This window comes from Clostridium sp. Cult1, assembly GCF_021655095.1.
Taxonomy (GTDB): domain Bacteria; phylum Bacillota; class Clostridia; order Tissierellales; family Tepidimicrobiaceae; genus Schnuerera.
Genome location: NZ_PPXW01000001.1, coordinates 1,276,292 through 1,295,403, shown reverse-complemented (window position 1 = coordinate 1,295,403; position 19,112 = coordinate 1,276,292). Strand labels below are relative to the sequence as shown.

The window sequence follows — 19,112 nt, the reverse complement described above, 5'->3', positions numbered from 1 at the left end:
TAGAAGGCCTATTAAGTTTACCCTTTTTTAGCTAGAATTGATTGAAATATTTATTAGTGATTTTAAATTTTACTATTGACAATTCTTAGCTGGACTTTTAAATGATTTTAACATATAACATAGGAAATGTTCAACAAATAAAAAAATTTGAACTATTGCTACTTTACAAAGACTAAATTCTAATAAAGCTGGTAATTTCAACAATGAGCTTTAAAACAAGCCAGAAAGTATGTTAGAAAATAATTGACTAATGTTAGAAAATATTTTATACTTATATTCAATCGGATAAATAATTAAAATATTTTTTCTATTGGTTGTATTAAATTTTTTCAATACAATAAGTCATAATTTTAACAAAAAATTAGGAGGGATTATGATGAAAATTAAAAAGCAACTATCGTTATTTTTAATCCTAGCACTAATGGTAACAGCATTAGTAGGATGCGGAAATGATGATGGCCAGGAATCTAATGGAGGTCAGACGGCAGAAGGAATTGACAGCCAACAGTACTTAAATTTTGTATTAGATGCAGAACCAAGTACTATGGATCCTTCTAAGGGCTCAGACATGTATTCACAACAAGTACTTATAAATGTTATGGAGCCATTGACAAGATTGGAAGAAGACGAGAATCAAAATACTGAATTAGTACCTGCTGGTGCAGAGGACTGGGAAGTTAGTGAAGATGGATTAGTTTGGACTTTTAAACTAAGAGATAATAAATGGTCAGATGGACAAGTGGTAACTGCTGCGGATTATGAATATGGGATTAAAAGAAGTATAGACCCAAATACAGCTTCACCTTATGCTTTCCTTTTAAGCCCAATAAAAAATGCTGACAAGATAATGAGTGGAGAACTTTCTGTTGAAGAACTTGGAGTTAAGGCTATTGATGAAAAAACTTTAGAGATAACTCTTGAACATCCAACTCCATACTTTGATCAGCTAACTTATCAAAGGGTAATGTTCCCACAAAGAAAAGATATAGTGGAACAATTTGGAGATACTTTTGGTACAGAACCTGAAAACTTAATATATAATGGACCATATGTTTTATCTCAATGGGTACACAATAGTGAACTTGTATTAACAAAGAATCCGGAGTACTGGGATGTAAATTCAGTACAAATGGAAACGGTGAATCTAAAGATAATTCAGGACAAGAATGCACTTTATAATTCTTTATCAAATGGTTCTATAGATCAAGCAGGTGTTAATGATCCTGACTGGTTAAAGAGATTTAAAGAAGATGAAAATTTAAATCATATTGAAGTAGTTAAGCCTGCGGTAAACTATGTATTCTTTAATACGGAAGATGAGTTATTCCAAAATGCTAATATTAGAAAAGCATTTTCATTAGGTATTAATAGAGAAGAGATAACAGATGTAATATTTAACGGAGTTCATGTTCCAGCATATGGTTGGGTACCACCAAGTATGTTAATTGGTGAAGATGAATATAGAGGAATGTCAGAAGAGCCTTTAAAAGCAATAGCTAAAGAAAATTCAGATCCAAAGGAACTATTGATTAAAGGTTTAGAAGAACTAGGTATGGATACCAATTTAGAGAACTTAGATATAACTCTATCCCTTGGTGGAACAGACCAATGGTTTAGAACTCTTGGTGAATATTTACAACAAATGTATAAGAAAAGCCTTGGAATTAATATAAAGATAGAACAGTTAGAATGGCCGATATTCGATTCAAATGTAAATAAAGGTGATTTCCAAATAGGATATATGGCATGGACAGGCGATTTTAATGACCCTGCAACTATGATGACTTTATTAGCATCTGATTCTACTGCTATAAAAACTGGTTGGGCAAATGACAGATATGATGAATTAATAGCATTGGCAGACCAAGAGTTAGATCATGCAAAACGTTTAGAGTACTACGAAGAAGCAGAAAAAATATTATTAGATGAATCACCAATAGCTCCAGTGGTATATGCAAAATCAAATATATTTAGATATAAATATGTTAATAAAGTTGGAGTTACTGATTTCGGTACACAAGGATATAAATACGGATTTACTCAAGGAAGGTAATTTTAAACAGAATAGGAGTTTGTAATCTGATTACAAACTCCTATTATTTAAAATCGAGAAAGGAGAATTATAATGGGTAGATATATACTTAAAAGAATAGGCTATATGTTCTTAACACTATTTATAATTACTACCATAACTTTTTTCCTAATGCATAGTATACCTGGAGACCCATTAGCTCACATGGCTAAAAATTTGCCAGAGCAAGTTAAAGAAAATTATTATAAAAAGTATGGATTAGATCAACCTGTTACTACTCAGTATGGGAAGTTTATAAAGAATTTAGTTACAGAAGGAAGCTTAGGAGAATCTTTAAGATATCCTGGTAGATCAGTTACAGAGACTGTATTAAATAATTCTAAAATTTCAGGTAGAATCGGGTTGCAAGCTATTTTGTTGGGGATTACAATTGGTATCACTTTAGGTGTAATTGCTGCCTTATTTAGAAATAAGTGGCCAGATTATCTGGTTATGTTCATAGCTATTTTGGGAGTAACAGTCCCTGCATTTATTATAGCAGCATTATTACAATATACATTTACTGTTAAATTGAAAGTACTACCTACTACTGGATGGGGTAAGTTTGAACATACTATTCTACCCACTATTGCTTTAGCATTTAGTTCAATAGCTACCTATGCTAGATATATGAGATCTAATGTTTTGGAAGTAATCAATCAAGACTATATACTTACTGCTCAAGCAAAGGGAGTTGGGACCTTTAGTTTAATAGTAAAACATGTTCTTAGAAATGCTATATTGCCTGCTATTACCATATTAGGACCACAAATAGCTGGTATTTTTACAGGTTCATTTGTAATAGAACGAATATTTGGTATACCAGGTCTTGGATCATATTATATAACTTCTATCAATGATAGAGATTATACTATGATCATTGGAACAACCATCTTTTATGCTGCCATATTCGTAGTAGCTCAGTTATTGACAGATATATTATATGGAATAGTAGACCCTAGAATTAGGGTTTCTAATAAGGACCAATAGATGGGAGGTTTGACCATGGAATCAATTTCCAAAGATAAATTCAAAAAAGTTAATATAGATTCTCAAGAATCAGAAAAAATGGCTAGACCACAGATAGGCTATTGGCAAGATGCCTGGAGGAGGTTGAAATCCAATAAGGTAGCTATATTATCATTAATTATTTTAACTATAATAATTGTAATGACTATAATAGGACCAGGTATAAGCGGTTATGCCTATGAAGAGGTAGACCCAGTAAGTAAAAACCAATCTCCTAATAGTGAACATTGGTTTGGTACAGATGAATTAGGAAGGGATTTGTTTGCTAGGGTATGGCAAGCTGGTAGAGTATCTATAGTAATCGGTATTCTAGGCGCTTTTATATCTGCTATAGTAGGGACCATATATGGTGGAATTGCAGCTTATTTTGGTGGAAAAGTCGATACTATAATGATGAGAATAGTGGAAATACTTTATAGTATTCCTTATTTATTAGTTGTAATACTTGTTTCAATCGTAACAGATTCTAAAAGCTTAGGTTCAATGATTATTGCCTTAACCATAACTGGCTGGTGCAATACTGCTCGTATGGTTAGAGGTCAGATGCTACAAATTAAGTCCCAGGAGTATATATTAGCGGCGGAAGCATTGGGAGTGAGACCATCAAAGATAATCACTAAGCATTTAATTCCTAATGTATTAAATGTTTTAATAGTATCCATTAGTTTTGATATTCCAGGATATATTTTCTCCGAATCATTCTTGTCCTATATAGGACTTGGAGTTCAACCTCCAAGCACTTCTTGGGGAGCATTAGCATCAGCAGCACAGCAACATTTTATATTTTACCCCTATCAGTTGTTTTTCCCAGGATTGATGATTGCATTAACCATGTTATCATTTACACTTTTAGGAGACGGTCTTAGAGACGCACTAGACCCAAGATTACGTCAATAAGGAGGGAAAAAGTATGGAAAAAGTACTCGAAGTTAAAAACTTGCATGTTTCGTTCCACACATACGCAGGTGAAGTAAAAGCTGTTAGAGGGGTAAGCTTCGATTTAAATAAAGGTGAATCATTAGCAATAGTAGGAGAATCTGGATGTGGGAAAACAGTAACAGCCAAATCAATAATGAAATTATTAAAGGAGCCTCCTGCAGAGATAAAGGAAGGTTCTCAGATAATATATAATGGAAAAGAAGATGTAGTTAAAATGCCTAAAAAAAGGCTTATGTCCTATAGGGGAGAAGATGTAAGTATGATATTTCAGGACCCTATGACTTCTTTAAACCCAACAATGACCATAGGTAAGCAGATAATGGAGGCATTGAAAATTCATAAAGGTTTAAAAAGAGAAGAGGCGAAAGAGGAAGCTATAAAGTTGCTGGAGACTGTAAATATTCCCAATGCTAGAGATAGGATAGAATCGTATCCTCATCAGCTTTCTGGGGGAATGAGACAAAGGGTAATGATAGCAATAGCTTTATCTTGTAATCCAAAGATATTAATAGCTGATGAGCCCACAACTGCCCTTGATGTTACTATACAGGCTCAAATAATGGATTTATTAAATGAGTTAAAGGCTAAGTTTAATACTGCAATAATATTAGTAACTCATGATTTAGGTGTAGTTGCAAACTTTGCTGATAAAGTACAGGTTATGTATGCAGGACAAGTAGTAGAAAGAGGAACTAGAGATGAAATATTTTATAATAGCATGCATCCATATACATGGGCTCTTTTACGTTCTGTTCCACGTTTAGGTACTAAAAGCAAAGAGGAGCTTTATACTCTAAAAGGCACACCACCTGATTTAATATTACCATTAAAGGGATGTCCTTTTGCTTCTAGATGCGAGTATGCTATGGAAATATGTTTAGAAAAAGCACCAGAAGAAACATGCCTTTCTGATACACATAAATTGAACTGTTGGCTTCAACATTCTAATGCACCTAAAGTTAATAGGCCAGTAGAATCAGGAGGTGAAAGGAAATGAAAAAGGAAAATCTAGTAGAGATTGTAGGTTTGAAAAAATATTTTCCAGTAGGCAAAAATAAGACGTTAAAGGCGGTAGATGATGTAACCTTTAATATTAAAAGGGGAGAAACCTTTGGACTAGTTGGTGAGTCTGGTTGTGGTAAAACAACTTGTGGAAGAACTGTAGTAGGTCTATATAAGCCTACGGAAGGGAAAATAATTTTTGATGGGCTAGATGTTCAATCTTTATCTGGTAAAGAAAAATTAAAATTTAAAAAAAGAGCTCAGATAATATTTCAGGACCCATATGCTTCTCTAGACCCTAGGATGACTGTAGGTGAAATTATAGGAGAAGGTATGGATGTCCATTTTAATTATAGCAAAGCTGAAAGAAGAGAAAAAATAAATAAGCTTTTAAGTATTGTTGGACTAAATCATGAACATGGCTCCAGATTTGCTCATGAGCTTTCTGGTGGTCAGAGACAAAGAATTGGTATAGCTAGAGCTTTGGCAGTAGAGCCGGATTTTATAATGTGTGATGAACCTATATCTGCTCTAGATGTATCTATTCAGGCACAAATTGTCAATTTGTTGATTAGATTACAAAGGGAAATGGGATTAACATATTTGTTTATATCACACGATTTATCTATGGTAAAGCATATTTCAGATACAATAGGTGTAATGTATCTTGGTTCAATGGTTGAGAGGGCACCAAATGAAAAACTATATTCTAAACCTCTTCATCCATATACTCAAGCCTTAATATCAGCAATTCCTGTTCCTGATCCAGATGTGGAAGATAATAAGGAAGTTATTAAGCTAGATGGAGAAGTGCCAAGTCCTATAAATACACCTTCTGGATGTAAATTTAGGACAAGGTGTAGATATGCTAAGGATATTTGTAAAGATGTAGTTCCAAAACTAAAAAAGATAGAAAAAGACCATTTTGTGGCTTGTCATTTATATGAATAGTACAGCAATCAATACATGATGCACAATGCACAATCACCTGGACAATTGTGAATTGTGCATTTTTACTTATAGAAATATAGAATAGGTTAATTAAACATATAGGGATTAAAAGGTGAGCTTAAGCTCATTTTTTGTTTATACAATATACTAAAAAAATGTTATTATAAGAATATAATACCTAAATAATGATATAATATCATATGTAAAGGAGATAAAAATGACTAAAAAGTTTACACAGAGTTTAAAATCTAAAGATATTAAAGAACTATTACAAAAACTGGTATTTATTATAATAGGAAATTTTCTTTGTTCTATAGCCTTTAATGTATTTTTTATACCTAATAAACTTTTGAGTGGTGGTGTTGGTGGACTTGCGATAATAATACAATATCTGACTGCTCTTCCAGCTGGTATTTCTGTATTTTTGATAAACATTCCTATATTTGTTATAGGTTCTAAAATGATTGATAGAGAATTTGCTATATATGGATTTATATCTATGCTTGTCTTGTCATTTTTGCTGACTATTACCAATGGAATTGGTAAGTATTTCATAATAGATGATATATTATTGGCTTCAGTATTTGGAGGAGTATTCAATGGAATTGGTATGGGACTTATGTTTAGAAATAGGGTCTCCCAAGGAGGTTTTGATATAATAGCAGCAATTTTAAGGAAAAAATACAATATAAATATTGGCTCTGGATTAATGGCAGTAAACACGGTAATTATATCTCTTTCATCGTTACTATTCGGATATAAATCTGCCATGTATACATTGATGGCTATGTATATAGGATATAAGATATTGGATAAGGTTCAAACTGGATTTAATGTAAAGAAAAATATTATAATAGTATCAGAAAAATCGGAAGAACTAGCCCAGGCTATAATCACAAAATTACACAGAGGGGTCACCTTTCTAGAAGGAATAGGTGGATATACAAATGAAGACAAAAAAGTTATATATTGTATTGTAACTTCTAGAGAGACAGCAACATTAAAAAATATAGTGGAGGAAATAGATCCATCTGCTTTCTTTACTATAAATGATGTAGTAGAGGTAAAAGGAAGTGGATTTAAAAATGTAGGTATATGATTGTTATAACAAGTGAACAACAATTTTTTAACACCTTTTATATTGAAGGTGTTTTTATTATGGATAAATATATTAAGCAAATAATGGACACTTTATTATAGGAGGTGTTTATTATGTACTTGGATTATGATAAGTTAAAGAAATGGGAAGTTGCTGGCACATTTTGGATTATTATAGTTGGTTCAATTTTACATTTTGTTTATGATTGGTCGAATAAATCTAGAGTAATAGCTATGTTTAGCCCAGTAAATGAGAGCCTCTGGGAACATTTAAAACTAGGTTATTGGCCCTTGTTATTTTTCATGTTAATTGAATACTGGTTTGTTAGAAAATATACTAATAGTTTCTTTATAGCTAAAACTTCAGGTATTCTGGCTATGAGTTTGTTAATTATAATAGTCTTTTATTCATATACTACTACTATGAAAAGACATATATTAATTATAGATATTGGCTCTTTTATAGTAGGAGCTATATTATGCCAGTATATAAGCTTTAAACTAATGAAAAGGAATCTAAATAACTTTTTAAACGGAGTTGGGTTTCTAATATTTATTCTAATTGGAGCAGCTTTTATATTTTTTACTTTTAAGACCCCTCATTTAGATATTTTCAAGGACCCAGGTAAAGGAATATATGGTATAGAATAGTAAACTTAATGTCGGTTTTTCAAATCATGGCTTAAAGATTGGGCATACAATTAGATTTATTTAAATTTTTATTATGATATAATGTATACATAATTTACATTAGAATCTTAAGAAATTTTGGATACAATAATTATAAGATAAGAACTTAATATTACTTGAAAGAAGGGAAATAATGTATAGCCCAACTTATGGTAAGATAAGTTATGAAAAAATGATATCAATAATTAAAGAATTTATAGAAAAGTCACCCCAAAGTGCATATAATATATCTGTAGGTACGGACAGCCAGAACTTTGACTATACTAAAACCGTCATTGTAGTAGCTGTCCATAGAATAGGTAGTGGTGGCATATTTTTTTATGATATTAAAACTGTTAAAAAAATAACCAATATAAGCCAAAAACTTTTTTTTGAAACAAGTACTAGCTTAGATATAGCAACTAAGCTATCAGAGACATTACAATGTGAAGGTATAGATTTTGGGATCAATATTCATGTAGATGCAGGTAAAAAGGGACAAACATCCAAACTAATACCAGAAATAGTAGGATGGATAAAAGCCTGTGGATTTGGATGTGAAACAAAGCCAAATTCTTATGCTGCTTCATCAATAGCGGATAAATATACAAAATAAATATATTTCAAAGGGGGATATGAATGGTAAAACAAAAGAGGATATCTGATTATGGTATTAAAATAGGTGAACTCGAAAAGGGAACACTCAATAAAATTACAGATGTAAAAGGGGTCAAAGTTGGTCATGCAACCGTCGATACTAAAGATAGTAAAACAGGTGTAACTATAATACTTCCTAGGGAAGATAATATCTATAGAAATAAATTTTTAGCTGCATCTTATGTGTTAAATGGTTATGGTAAAACTACAGGTTTAGTCCAGATTGAAGAACTGGGAACTTTAGAATCTATAATAGCTTTAACCAATACTTTAAATGTAGGATTAGTTCATGATGCAGTTGTAGAATATATGATAGAAGAATGTAGAAAAGAAAACTTAGAATTAACCACTTTTAATCCAGTTATATGTGAATGTAATGATAGCTATTTAAATGATATAAGTTTAAGAGCAGTAAAGAAGACCCATGTTCATGAGGCCATTAGAAATGCCAAAGTAGATTTTGAAGAAGGAGATATAGGGGCTGGGAAAGGTATGAGTTGCCATCAGCTTAAAGGTGGTATTGGATCAGCATCACGAATATTAGAATTAGATGAAAAAAAGTATACTATTGGAGTTTTAGTTCAATCTAACCATGGGTTAATAAAGGATTTAACTATTGGAGGTAAAAATATCGGTAATAGAATAGCCAAAGAAATAGAGGTGGAGGATCAGACCGATAAAGGCTCAATAATCTCTATAATAGCCACTGATCTTCCCCTTAGTAGTAGACAATTAAAAAGAATTTGTAAAAGGACAGGTGTGGGATTAGCAAGATTAGGTTCTTATATAGGACATGGTAGCGGGGAAATAACTATTGCTTTTTCTACTGGAAACACCATTAAACATGATTATGAAGAAAATATATTGAATATTGATATTTTAAATGAAGACAAACTAGATCTTGTATTTAGAGCTGTGGCTGAATGTGAAGAAGAGGCAGTTTTGAATTCAATGATAGCTGCAGATACTGTTCTAGGTTTTAAGGGAAGGACAAGGTATAGCTTGAAAGAATATATAAATTACATGTGAATATGTAATATTTTAAGTCTATAGTATTGTTCTGTAGGGGAAGGAGTGTTTTTTTGAATAAAAGAAGGGGTTATTTGATAGCAATAATTATTATATTCATATTATTTATTGTAAATTCTTTTTCAACAATAATAGATTTCATTACCGATTATCAATGGTTTCAAGATTTAGGATATACTAAATCATTTTTAACAAGAGTTTTTACCCAATTTAAAATAGGGATACCTACTTTTATAATATTGTTTGGGATAATATATTTTTATTTGATGTATATTAAAAAATCCTATTATAAAGAATTTAAAATAAATTCACCTGAAAAAGGAGAAAAACGGCTTAATATAGCATTTGGATTGGCATCTGCTTTAATATCATTATTTGCTTCTAGTATATTTGCAGGGAATCTATGGTTTAATATACTCCAAATTATTAATAGAACAGATTTCAATGTAACAGATCCTATATTTAATAAAGATCTATCCTTTTATATTTTTAGTTTGCCCTTAATTAAGGATATAATTGATTTAGTTATTTTAATATTATTGATGTTAATTATATTGGCTATTGCTCTATATGCATTTTTATTTACATTTAGGAAATCATCTGAAGATCCTTATGAAAATCAAAATGTATTTAATATTGATGGTAGACCAGTAGGAAAGGGTATTAATAATTTCTTTAATAAGAAAATTATTAAAAATGCTTTATTCCAAATAGGAATCCTTGGTTCTATAGTATTTGTGGTTATTGGTATTAATTATATTATCAATACCTATGAATTACTCTATTCTCCAAGAGGCGTTGCTTTTGGAGCTAGCTATACTGATGTAAATATAATGCTATGGGTTTATAGGGGTATGGCCGTAGTTGCAATAGTTTCAGCCTTAATATTTTTAAATGGAATTAGGAAAAAAAGCATTAAAAAAGTCATTATAGGACCTTTACTTCTTATTACTATTTCCATTATAGGAAATTTAGGAAGTGGACTTGTTCAAAGGTTCATTGTAGAGCCCAATGAGATATCGAAGGAACGGAAATACTTAGAATATAATATAGATTTTACACAAAAGGCATATGGTTTAAATATGGTAGAGGAAAAGGAATTTCCTGTAGATCAAGATTTAACTAAAGAAGATTTAGTTGAAAATGAAGATATAATAAACAATATTAGAATAAACGATTATAGACCTATAACTCAAGTATATAACCAGTTGCAAGCTATGAGGCTATATTATTCTTTTAATAGCGTGGATATTGACAGGTATTATATAGATGGGAAGTATACTCAAGTTTTTTTAGCTGCCAGGGAATTAGATCAAAGAAATCTTCAAACTAAAACCTGGATTAATAAGCATTTGAAGTATACTCATGGATATGGCATTGCTTTATCTCCAGTAAATGCAGTAACAGAAAATGGTCAACCTGAATTACTAGTAAAAAATATTCCACCTACTACTGATGTAGATTTTGAAATTAGAAAGCCTGAAATCTATTTTGGCGAATCTACCAATGATTATATAATAGTTAATACTGATGAAATGGAATTCGACTATCCAGAAGGGTCGGATAATAAGGAGACCATGTATGAGGGAGAGGCTGGAGTAGAGCTTAAGGGTATAAATCGACTACTATATGCAATAAAAAATAAAAGTATAAAAATATTAATATCTAGTAATGTTAATTCTGACAGTAGGATTATTATGTATAGAAATATAAACGAGAGAATAAGGAAGATTGCACCTTTTATTGAATATGATGATAATCCATATATAGTGTTGAACCAAGATGATGGTAGACTATATTGGATTATAGATGGTTATACTGTAAGTGATAAATATCCTTATTCAAAACCTTTTTCTGAAGAAATAAATTTAAATTATATAAGAAACTCAGTTAAGGTAGTGGTTGATGCTTATAATGGTACAGTAAAATATTATGTATTTGATGAAAGGGATCCATTGATACAGACTTATAAAAAAATATTTCCTGATGTATTTTTAGATAAAACTGAAATGCCTTCAGGGTTAATGGACCATGTAAAATATCCTACTACATTATTTAATATTCAGGCTCAAATGTATAAAACTTACCATGTTAATAACCCTATGGTATTCTATAATGAAGAGGATTTATGGGATATTGCCAATGAAAAATATATGGAGTCGGTACAATCAGTAGAACCTACCTATTTGGTATTTAAATTACCAGAAGGAGATGATGTTGAATTCCTTTTAACCATACCATATACACCTAAGACTAAACCAAATATGTCCTCCTTATTGGTGGCTAGGAATGATGGTGAACATTATGGAAAATTATTTATCTATAAATTCCCTAAAGGGAAAACAATAGATGGCCCATTAATGATAGAGTCGAGAATAGACCAGAACACGGATATATCTGAACAGCTAACTTTATGGAGCCAACAAGGATCTAGAGTATTAAGAGGAAATGTAATAATTGTGCCTATAGAAAATTCTCTATTATATGTAGAGCCTATATATTTACAGGCAGATAATGAAAATAGCCTTCCTGAGATGAAAAGGGTCATAGTAGCTTTTAAAGATGAAATGGTAATGAGTAAAAGCTTGGATGAAGGATTAATGATGATATTTGGGACATCAGAAACAAATATCGAATCTAGACCTGAAGAGGAACTAGGAGAGGGAGAAAGCCCACCTGAAATAGCTGATGAAGAGACAATAGAACTAATTAAAAAAGCCAATGAACTATTTACCAATGCAAAAAAAGCGTCTCAAAATGGGAACTGGGCTGATTATGGAAAATATATAGATGAATTAGAGAAAGTATTAAATCGATTAAATAGATCTTCTAATTAGAAGGTCTATTTTTGATTACCACAAATTTTCTACATTATTGTGATAGGAGGAGCTGATATAGGGTAAATAGTAGATAAATATGTTATAATGTAGAAAAAAGGGTGATGGTTTTGGTCCTTGTTATAACTTTAAACCCTTCCATTGATAGAATCTATAATGTGAAGGAATTAAAAACAGACAAATCCTATAAGGTTAGAGATTATCAATATACTGTTGGAGGGAAAGGTATAAATGTTGCAAAAGTTTTAAGGGAATTTAACGAAGAGGTTATTATAGCCGGTTTTATAGGTAGTGAAGGGCATACATATATTGAAAAAGAACTAGATAAAATGGGAATTAAGCATAGATTTATCCCTATTAAAAAGGAAACTAGTAGCGTTATTAGAATATTAGGGGAAGGTGATAATTATATTGAGATTATTGAAGACGGAACTTCCATATCTACAGATGAATTTATACAATTTTATGAACTATATAAAGAACTGATTACTGAGGTGGATATAGTCTGTGGCTCAGGTGACCTGCCTTTTGGATTACCGGATGAAATCTATAGAGATTTAATAATTATAGCAGAGGAATATAATAAAAAGTTTTTCTTGGATACTGGTGGAGAAGCTTTAAAGTTAGGAATTAGGGCGTTACCTTTTTTTGTTAAACCTAATAAAGAAGAACTAGAATATTATTTAGGCTGTTCCCTTGAATCGGATTTGGAAATTATCCAAGCTGGAAAATTCCTATCGGAAGATGGTATCCAAATAGTAATGGTTTCTTTAGGTGAAAGAGGCTCCATGGTTTTTCATAATGGATACATATACAGGATAAGAGTGCCTCAAGTCGATGCAATTAGTTCTATAGGAGCTGGAGACTCCATGGTGGGAGGGTTTATTGCATCTTTAATCAGGGATTATGATTTTGAATTTGCTTTAAAAGTAGCTGCCGCTTGTGGAACGGCTAATGTAATGGAAACTGAACCGGGAAAGGTAGATATGCATAATATGAAGAAAATAATGAATAATATAGTAATTACAAAATCCAAGTTTTGATGTAGTAAAGATCTAGATTATGTATCTACCGTTTTCTTGGATCTTTTGATTATTCTAGTAAAGCTTTTGGACTTTTCTAGGGTGTACACAATAATCTAAAGGGGTGGATATATTATTATGGAATCCCAAGGATTTAATGCATATACCAAGTATAGAATCCTACAGCATGCTTTAAAAGGAAAGAATATTACAAAAACATGTGAACTATTTGGAATTTCTAGAACTACATATTATAATTGGCAAACCGCTTACCATAAGTATGGTATTGCTGGTCTAGAAAATAAGAAATCCAAAAAACCAAAAATGCCAAATAGGGTTAGTAAGGCTATTGAACGAGAGATACTATCCTATGTTATAAAATATCCCGAAGATGGTCCGAGAAGGATTTATTATGAATTGAAGGCTGAAGGCATCAATTTAGGAGAAACGGGGATTTATAATGTATTGAAACGAAACAACCTTACTAAGAGGAATCAGCGAGAAAAGTTTTCCCAGAACAGATTAATACATAGGGACACCAATAGCAATGTAGACAGGATACCCAATTTTATCAATCTTTCAGATTCTTACCCAGGTTATTTAGTACTTCAGCGAATAGATTTAGTAGGTACCTTTGATGGAATTGGTAGGATATATCAGTATTGCTTTTATGATACCAATTCAAAATGGGGAGAGGTAAAAATATATAATAGAAAACAGGATATAGATATTTGGCGTTATTTTGAATTAAAATTAATCTATCTATTGGAAACCTTTAATTTGAGTATTGAAAATCTTGTTACCGAAAAGGAAAGGGAGTTTTTACCATGTTTTGTAAAGGGTGATAAATATAATGAAATTATTCAAGGATATAATATTAATCATATGTTTATTTCTTCTAAAGGAATAGATTTATTTGATGGCATAAGGAAATTTAATAAATATCTAGTTACAGAGTTTTACAATAAGATTCCTTTTAATAAAAAACTTGACTCTTTTATAAAGGTAGAAAATGCAATTAGTAATTTTGTAAGAGAGTATAATTTTACAAACACATTATCTGAAGGGCCAAATGCAGGGAAAACACCAGCAGAAGCAGTTCTTAATAGAGCAATAGAAAATGGTACGGATTTAAATACACTACCACTTTGGCTTTTAGCGTTGATAAACTCTCCAAGACGAGGTGTTAATCATGAATAAAAAAGATTGTAAGATTGCAGTTGTAGGGGGAGGACTTTCTGGCTTAGTTATAGCTGAAGGTCTCGAAAGGAAAGGATATAATAATGTTACCCTTTTTGAAGAGAATGTACGTCTAGGAGGTAAATTATATACTATTTGGTATGAAGGAAAATCCTACGAATTAGGGGCAATTTTTGGTCTACCTTCTTATTCTAGTCTTAAAGCATTAATGGATAGATTAAATATTATAGCAGATGGTCCCAAACTGTCTCGTACTAATTATAATGCTGAAGGTGAGAAGATTATGCCTATTCCGAAAGAAGATTTAGAAGGGTTTCTAGAAGAAATAGAACGATTGCCCAAAGTATTGGATACGTATGAATCTTTATCAAATGCAAATATTAAAGATATAGAAACTATCCTTATGGAACCTTTTTCAAAATGGTGTGATATACATGCTTTTAAAGTTTTAAAAACCGTCTATATTCATTATTTTACTATTTTTGGCTTAGGAAATATCGATGAGGTTCCTGCCCTTTATGTGCTTAAAATTATGAATTATAATCATTTAATGTGTTTTATGAATATTCCACAGTTTTATACGTGGAAACGAGGAGTTTCTGTATTGGCGGAAAGTTTAGGAAATAGAATTAAGGATGTTAGACTAGGACAAAGGGTCGAAGATATAAGATTGTCTACTAAAGGATCTTTGTGGATTAGTACTCCCTTTGAAGAGATTGAATTCCATAAAGTTATTATTACAGCCCCTTTGGAGCAATTTTGTGATTTATATTTTTGGGATGAAGAGATGAAGGGATATTTAAATAGCATAAAGTATCAACATTTTAATGTATATGCTTTTGTTGTGGATAATGTTCCTAAAGGCTGTGGTTGTATACTGGAGAACTTATCTCATAAAAGACGAGGACATATTACCATATGGGATTCCAGATGGAATGTACAAAATGATGAGGGCATGGTAATTCTTTACGCATACAATCCACCTAATAGCTCAAAGTTATTACCCCTAGATTACATAAAGGATGATTTATTTAGATTGGGAGTAAAAAATCCAAGGTTATATCAAGCTAAAAGTTGGAGACATTGTCCTTATGTAGATACTAATGTTTTGGCGCAAGGCTTTTATCAAAAAATGGATGCTGTACAAGGGGAAAATAATATATTTTTAGCAGGAGAAATTATGAGTGGACTTTCAATAGAGAATTGTATCCAATATTCAGAATATCTATTAGAAGAATTTTTCTAGAGTAATAGAATTCAGTAAATTATGATAACAAATTTACACTGGAGTTTATTTAACAAAAATAGTGAAAAATAATTTTAAAAGTATAAGTAAATAACTAATATTTGAATATTATAAATGTAAATATAACTTAAGATAAAAACTCTACAGCCATTGATATATCAATGGCTGTAAATTTTGACAACTTTTTCTAAGCTAGATACAATAATATTGATAAAACAGTAACAATCTCTAAAGGAGGTGAAAAGTTTCATATATTATAAGGTTATATTATCTTAACATGCAAATAAAAATGGTAATATGCTTTAAAGGGGGATTATAAATGTTCACATTTAATTATGCTGAGGGTGCAACTTTATTTTCAGCTTGGGGAATGTGGTTTATAGTTTTTGCTGCCTTATTTATATTTAATGAGTTTTCTAGGCGGTCAAAGATAGGTGCTTTTATATCATTTATAGTTTTACCAGCATTCCTAACGATTCTTTGGTTTACAGTACTGAAGGAAAAAACTTATACCGATTGGTTTCATCTCGCAAAAGTCTATTCTTCGACTGCAGGTTGTATTGGATTTTGGTTTATAAGGCATTATAAGAAAAAAGATAAAGTAACAGGAAAAGTTCAATGGTGTCTTTCTGAAAAAAAGCTAGCACTATTCTTCCCTGCACTAATCCTTGCTATTAATATTCTTGAAGCAGTAACTCGTGATTTTCAAATCGGTAGCCTTGGACTTATGAAAGAGTTGTTTGAAGGCGAAATTATGATGAGCGGTCCATGGAATTATATGAATGGTATTGCAGGTATATTAAATACTATAACTATTACTGGATGGTTTGGAATTGTTATTAGAAAAAAAACGGAAAAAGATAAAAGCATGGATATGTTATGGCCAGATATGTTATGGTTTTGGATAATTGCTTATGACCTATGGAATTTCGCTTACACATATAATTGTTTACCTGGCCATTCATGGTACTGTGGTTTTGCATTATTATTGGCACCAACTCTTTGTGCCTTTACATTAGGAAAAGGTGCATGGCTACAACATAGGGCCCATACTTTGGCTATTTGGTGCATGTTTGCTCAAACATTCCCAAAATTCCAAGATCAAGGGAAATACCAGGTAATGTCTACATATAATCCAAATATATATTTTGCTGTGAGTTTTATAGCATTAATTGCTAATATAGCTGTATTTGCATATATGATCTATAAAATTAAAACTACAAAGAGAAATCCATACCTTGGAGAACTATATACAGACTTATCTGGACACAAAAATATAAAAGCTCTTGGGCAACCTTCAATACTTGATACTACGGTTTCATCTTAGCAAACACATCCTACCCCTTACTAAATATATTATTTGGTAAGGGGCGTTTTATTCCAGATAAATCCTTTTTTAGATATAGAATATTTCAATATATTTTGATAATATTTTACATTCAAGCAAAGTTAACGCAAAAATAATGATATGGCTTTATAAATGCATTAATTAAGCAATAAAGTTATTTTATAATGTAAACTGAGCATGAAATGAAATCAATGAAAATGTTGAATAGTCAACGTTTGTGAAGTTTGACAGCATTTTTTATTTTGGCTACAATTAAATTGATAAAATGATAACAATCCCTAATTAATTCCCTTAACTAGATTTAATGACTAAGGAGGAGAAAAGTGAATAAAGAGTTATGGAATAAATGTGTAGAATTTCATGGACATGAATGTCCGGGATTAGCTATTGGGTTTAGAGCATCACAAATAGCAAAGGAGAAAATGGAATTAAATTTTTCACAAGATGAAGAAATAGTATGCATAACGGAAAATGATGCCTGTGGTGTAGATGCAGTTCAATTTATAACTGGCTGTACCCTGGGAAAAGGGAATTTGATTTTAAAAGGTACTGGGAAGATGGCTTTTACATTTATAAATAGAAAGAAAGGTGAGGCTTTTAGATTAATATTAAAATATAACGAAATGAAAACGGATAGAGAGGAAAGACAAGATTATATTTTAAAAGCACCAGCAGAGGACCTATTTAAGATGGAATGGGTTACTGTAGAAATACCAGAAAAGGCAAAAAGATTTAATACAGTTATTTGTGAAGTATGTGGTGAGGGAGCATCAGAAAATAAAATACGCCTGCAAGAAGGTAAGAAGGTTTGTTTAGATTGTTATAAAGAATACTCAAGAGGTTGGTAGTTTATGGATGCTAATAAAAGCAGAAAAGTATCTTTTCAAAATCACAGATACAAAGAATATATAATTAGGAAAAAGTTAACTATTATTGTTTTATTTATTTTAGCAATTGCAACATTTTTCTGGGCTATAAATGCTGGTGCATCCAATATTAGTCCAAGAGATGTAATTTTAGCTATATTAGGATCGGGAGATACCAAATCAATTTCTATTGTAAGAAATATTCGTATGCCAAGGGTAGTATCAGGGATATTAGCAGGTATAGGATTGTCAGTAGCAGGATGTATTATGCAAAATAATTTAAGGAATCCTTTAGCATCGCCTTCTACCCTTGGAGTATCAAATGCAGCTGCTTTTGGAGCTAATGTTGCAATCCTTTTATTGGGAGCGGGAACTATAGCAAGCACTGGGTTAGGAGAGGTTCAGATTAATAATCCCTATGTTGTTACACTATGTGCAATGTTTTTTTCAATACTATCTACTCTATTAATTATTTCCCTATCAAAAATAGGTCATTTTACTACAAAGAGCATTATTTTGGCAGGTACAGCATTAAGTTCTCTTTTTTCAGCAGGGACTATGATTATTCAATATTTTTCTGGTGACACGACTAAAGTTGCTACCGTTATATTTTGGACCTTTGGTGATTTAAGCAGAGCCTCTTGGATTGAAATCATAATAATGGGCATTTTAGTCTTCATATCTATTGTTTATTTTATATATCATAGATGGGATTATAATGTCTTAGATGCTGGTGATGATACTGCCAAAAGTCTAGGTGTAGATGTTGAGAAAATAAGACTTGGTGGAATGTTCATGGCATCAATTGTTACTGCTGTAACGGTATCTTTTTTAGGTATAATAGGCTTTATCGGATTAATTGGTCCACAGATAACGAGAAAGATAATTGGTAATGATAATAGATATCTTATACCTGCATCGGCAATTATGGGCACTCTTATATTGCTTATATCTGATACATTGGCACGAGTAATATTATCCCCACAAGTTTTACCTGTAGGAGCTGTAACTTCTTTTATTGGGGCACCATTATTTCTTTATTTCCTTATAAAGTCCAGCTAAGAATTGTCAATAGTAAAATTTAAAATCACTAATAAATATTTCAATCAATTCTAGCTAAAAAAGGGTAAACTTAATAGGCCTTCTAA

At 31.4% G+C, this 19,112-nt stretch carries 16 protein-coding genes; all 16 read left to right on the top strand.

The genetic code is table 11. The features are described 5' to 3' along the window. Positions 1–376 precede the first annotated feature (376 nt). The 16 genes from C3E89_RS06320 (at position 377) to C3E89_RS06245 (ending at position 19,026) form a co-directional block, all read left to right on the top strand. Positions 377–2,053: a peptide ABC transporter substrate-binding protein gene (locus C3E89_RS06320; RefSeq protein ID WP_236911620.1), complete on the top strand. Its 1,677-nt coding sequence runs from the start codon at positions 377–379 to the stop codon at positions 2,051–2,053. 72 nt (positions 2,054–2,125) lie between these two features. Next, positions 2,126–3,061, top strand: coding sequence for an ABC transporter permease (locus tag C3E89_RS06315; RefSeq protein WP_236911619.1), 936 nt, complete (start codon positions 2,126–2,128; stop codon positions 3,059–3,061). Positions 3,062–3,076: 15 nt separating this feature from the next. Then, positions 3,077–3,997: an ABC transporter permease gene (locus C3E89_RS06310; protein WP_236911618.1), complete on the top strand. Its 921-nt coding sequence runs from the start codon at positions 3,077–3,079 to the stop codon at positions 3,995–3,997. Positions 3,998–4,010: 13 nt separating this feature from the next. Beyond that, complete coding sequence (locus C3E89_RS06305; protein ID WP_236911617.1) at positions 4,011–5,036, top strand: ABC transporter ATP-binding protein; 1,026 nt, start codon at positions 4,011–4,013, stop codon at positions 5,034–5,036. After that, positions 5,033–5,992, top strand: a complete 960-nt coding sequence (locus tag C3E89_RS06300) for an ABC transporter ATP-binding protein (RefSeq protein ID WP_236911616.1) — start codon at positions 5,033–5,035, stop codon at positions 5,990–5,992. Before C3E89_RS06305 ends, C3E89_RS06300 begins: the two co-directional genes overlap by 4 nt. 217 nt (positions 5,993–6,209) lie before the next feature. Beyond that, the gene (locus tag C3E89_RS06295; protein WP_236911615.1) at positions 6,210–7,091 is read left to right on the top strand and encodes a YitT family protein; all 882 of its coding nucleotides are present in this window, start codon (positions 6,210–6,212) and stop codon (positions 7,089–7,091) included. Positions 7,092–7,204: 113 nt separating this feature from the next. Beyond that, positions 7,205–7,741, top strand: coding sequence for a DUF6512 family protein (locus C3E89_RS06290; protein WP_236911614.1), 537 nt, complete (start codon positions 7,205–7,207; stop codon positions 7,739–7,741). 172 nt (positions 7,742–7,913) lie between these two features. Further along, positions 7,914–8,375 (top strand): ribonuclease H-like YkuK family protein, encoded by a 462-nt coding sequence (locus C3E89_RS06285; RefSeq protein ID WP_236911613.1) that lies wholly within the window; start codon positions 7,914–7,916, stop codon positions 8,373–8,375. A gap of 23 nt (positions 8,376–8,398) precedes the next feature. Continuing rightward, entirely contained in the window at positions 8,399–9,445 is a 1,047-nt protein-coding gene (locus C3E89_RS06280; RefSeq protein WP_236911612.1) for a DmpA family aminopeptidase, read from the top strand. Between the two features lie 53 nt (positions 9,446–9,498). After that, positions 9,499–12,282 (top strand): UPF0182 family membrane protein, encoded by a 2,784-nt coding sequence (locus C3E89_RS06275; RefSeq protein ID WP_236911611.1) that lies wholly within the window; start codon positions 9,499–9,501, stop codon positions 12,280–12,282. Positions 12,283–12,392: 110 nt separating this feature from the next. Continuing rightward, a complete protein-coding gene (locus C3E89_RS06270; RefSeq protein WP_236911610.1) occupies positions 12,393–13,325 on the top strand; it encodes a 1-phosphofructokinase family hexose kinase in 933 nt (310 codons plus the stop codon). 117 nt (positions 13,326–13,442) lie between these two features. Then, positions 13,443–14,504 carry a helix-turn-helix domain-containing protein gene (locus C3E89_RS06265; protein ID WP_236911609.1) on the top strand — a complete coding sequence of 354 codons (1,062 nt, stop codon included), beginning with the start codon at positions 13,443–13,445 and terminating at the stop codon, positions 14,502–14,504. Further along, entirely contained in the window at positions 14,497–15,750 is a 1,254-nt protein-coding gene (locus C3E89_RS06260) for an FAD-dependent oxidoreductase (protein WP_236911608.1), read from the top strand. Before C3E89_RS06265 ends, C3E89_RS06260 begins: the two co-directional genes overlap by 8 nt. A 319-nt stretch (positions 15,751–16,069) precedes the next feature. Further along, positions 16,070–17,077 (top strand): DUF5692 family protein, encoded by a 1,008-nt coding sequence (locus C3E89_RS06255; protein ID WP_236911607.1) that lies wholly within the window; start codon positions 16,070–16,072, stop codon positions 17,075–17,077. Between the two features lie 344 nt (positions 17,078–17,421). Then, a complete protein-coding gene (locus tag C3E89_RS06250; protein WP_236911606.1) occupies positions 17,422–17,946 on the top strand; it encodes an FmdE family protein in 525 nt (174 codons plus the stop codon). 3 nt (positions 17,947–17,949) lie between these two features. Further along, the gene (locus C3E89_RS06245; protein WP_236911605.1) at positions 17,950–19,026 is read left to right on the top strand and encodes a FecCD family ABC transporter permease; all 1,077 of its coding nucleotides are present in this window, start codon (positions 17,950–17,952) and stop codon (positions 19,024–19,026) included. Positions 19,027–19,112 lie beyond the last annotated feature (86 nt).

Bases quoted from the DNA above. Each gene is read 5' to 3' on its own strand.
- C3E89_RS06320 (WP_236911620.1), top strand. From the start codon at position 377: ATGAAAATTAAAAAGCAACTATCGTTATTTTTAATCCTAGCACTAATG.
- C3E89_RS06315 (WP_236911619.1), top strand. From the start codon at position 2,126: ATGGGTAGATATATACTTAAAAGAATAGGCTATATGTTCTTAACACTA.
- C3E89_RS06310 (WP_236911618.1), top strand. From the start codon at position 3,077: ATGGAATCAATTTCCAAAGATAAATTCAAAAAAGTTAATATAGATTCT.
- C3E89_RS06305 (WP_236911617.1), top strand. From the start codon at position 4,011: ATGGAAAAAGTACTCGAAGTTAAAAACTTGCATGTTTCGTTCCACACA.
- C3E89_RS06300 (WP_236911616.1), top strand. From the start codon at position 5,033: ATGAAAAAGGAAAATCTAGTAGAGATTGTAGGTTTGAAAAAATATTTT.
- C3E89_RS06295 (WP_236911615.1), top strand. From the start codon at position 6,210: ATGACTAAAAAGTTTACACAGAGTTTAAAATCTAAAGATATTAAAGAA.
- C3E89_RS06290 (WP_236911614.1), top strand. From the start codon at position 7,205: ATGTACTTGGATTATGATAAGTTAAAGAAATGGGAAGTTGCTGGCACA.
- C3E89_RS06285 (WP_236911613.1), top strand. From the start codon at position 7,914: ATGTATAGCCCAACTTATGGTAAGATAAGTTATGAAAAAATGATATCA.
- C3E89_RS06280 (WP_236911612.1), top strand. From the start codon at position 8,399: ATGGTAAAACAAAAGAGGATATCTGATTATGGTATTAAAATAGGTGAA.
- C3E89_RS06265 (WP_236911609.1), top strand. From the start codon at position 13,443: ATGGAATCCCAAGGATTTAATGCATATACCAAGTATAGAATCCTACAG.
- C3E89_RS06260 (WP_236911608.1), top strand. From the start codon at position 14,497: ATGAATAAAAAAGATTGTAAGATTGCAGTTGTAGGGGGAGGACTTTCT.
- C3E89_RS06255 (WP_236911607.1), top strand. From the start codon at position 16,070: ATGTTCACATTTAATTATGCTGAGGGTGCAACTTTATTTTCAGCTTGG.
- C3E89_RS06245 (WP_236911605.1), top strand. From the start codon at position 17,950: ATGGATGCTAATAAAAGCAGAAAAGTATCTTTTCAAAATCACAGATAC.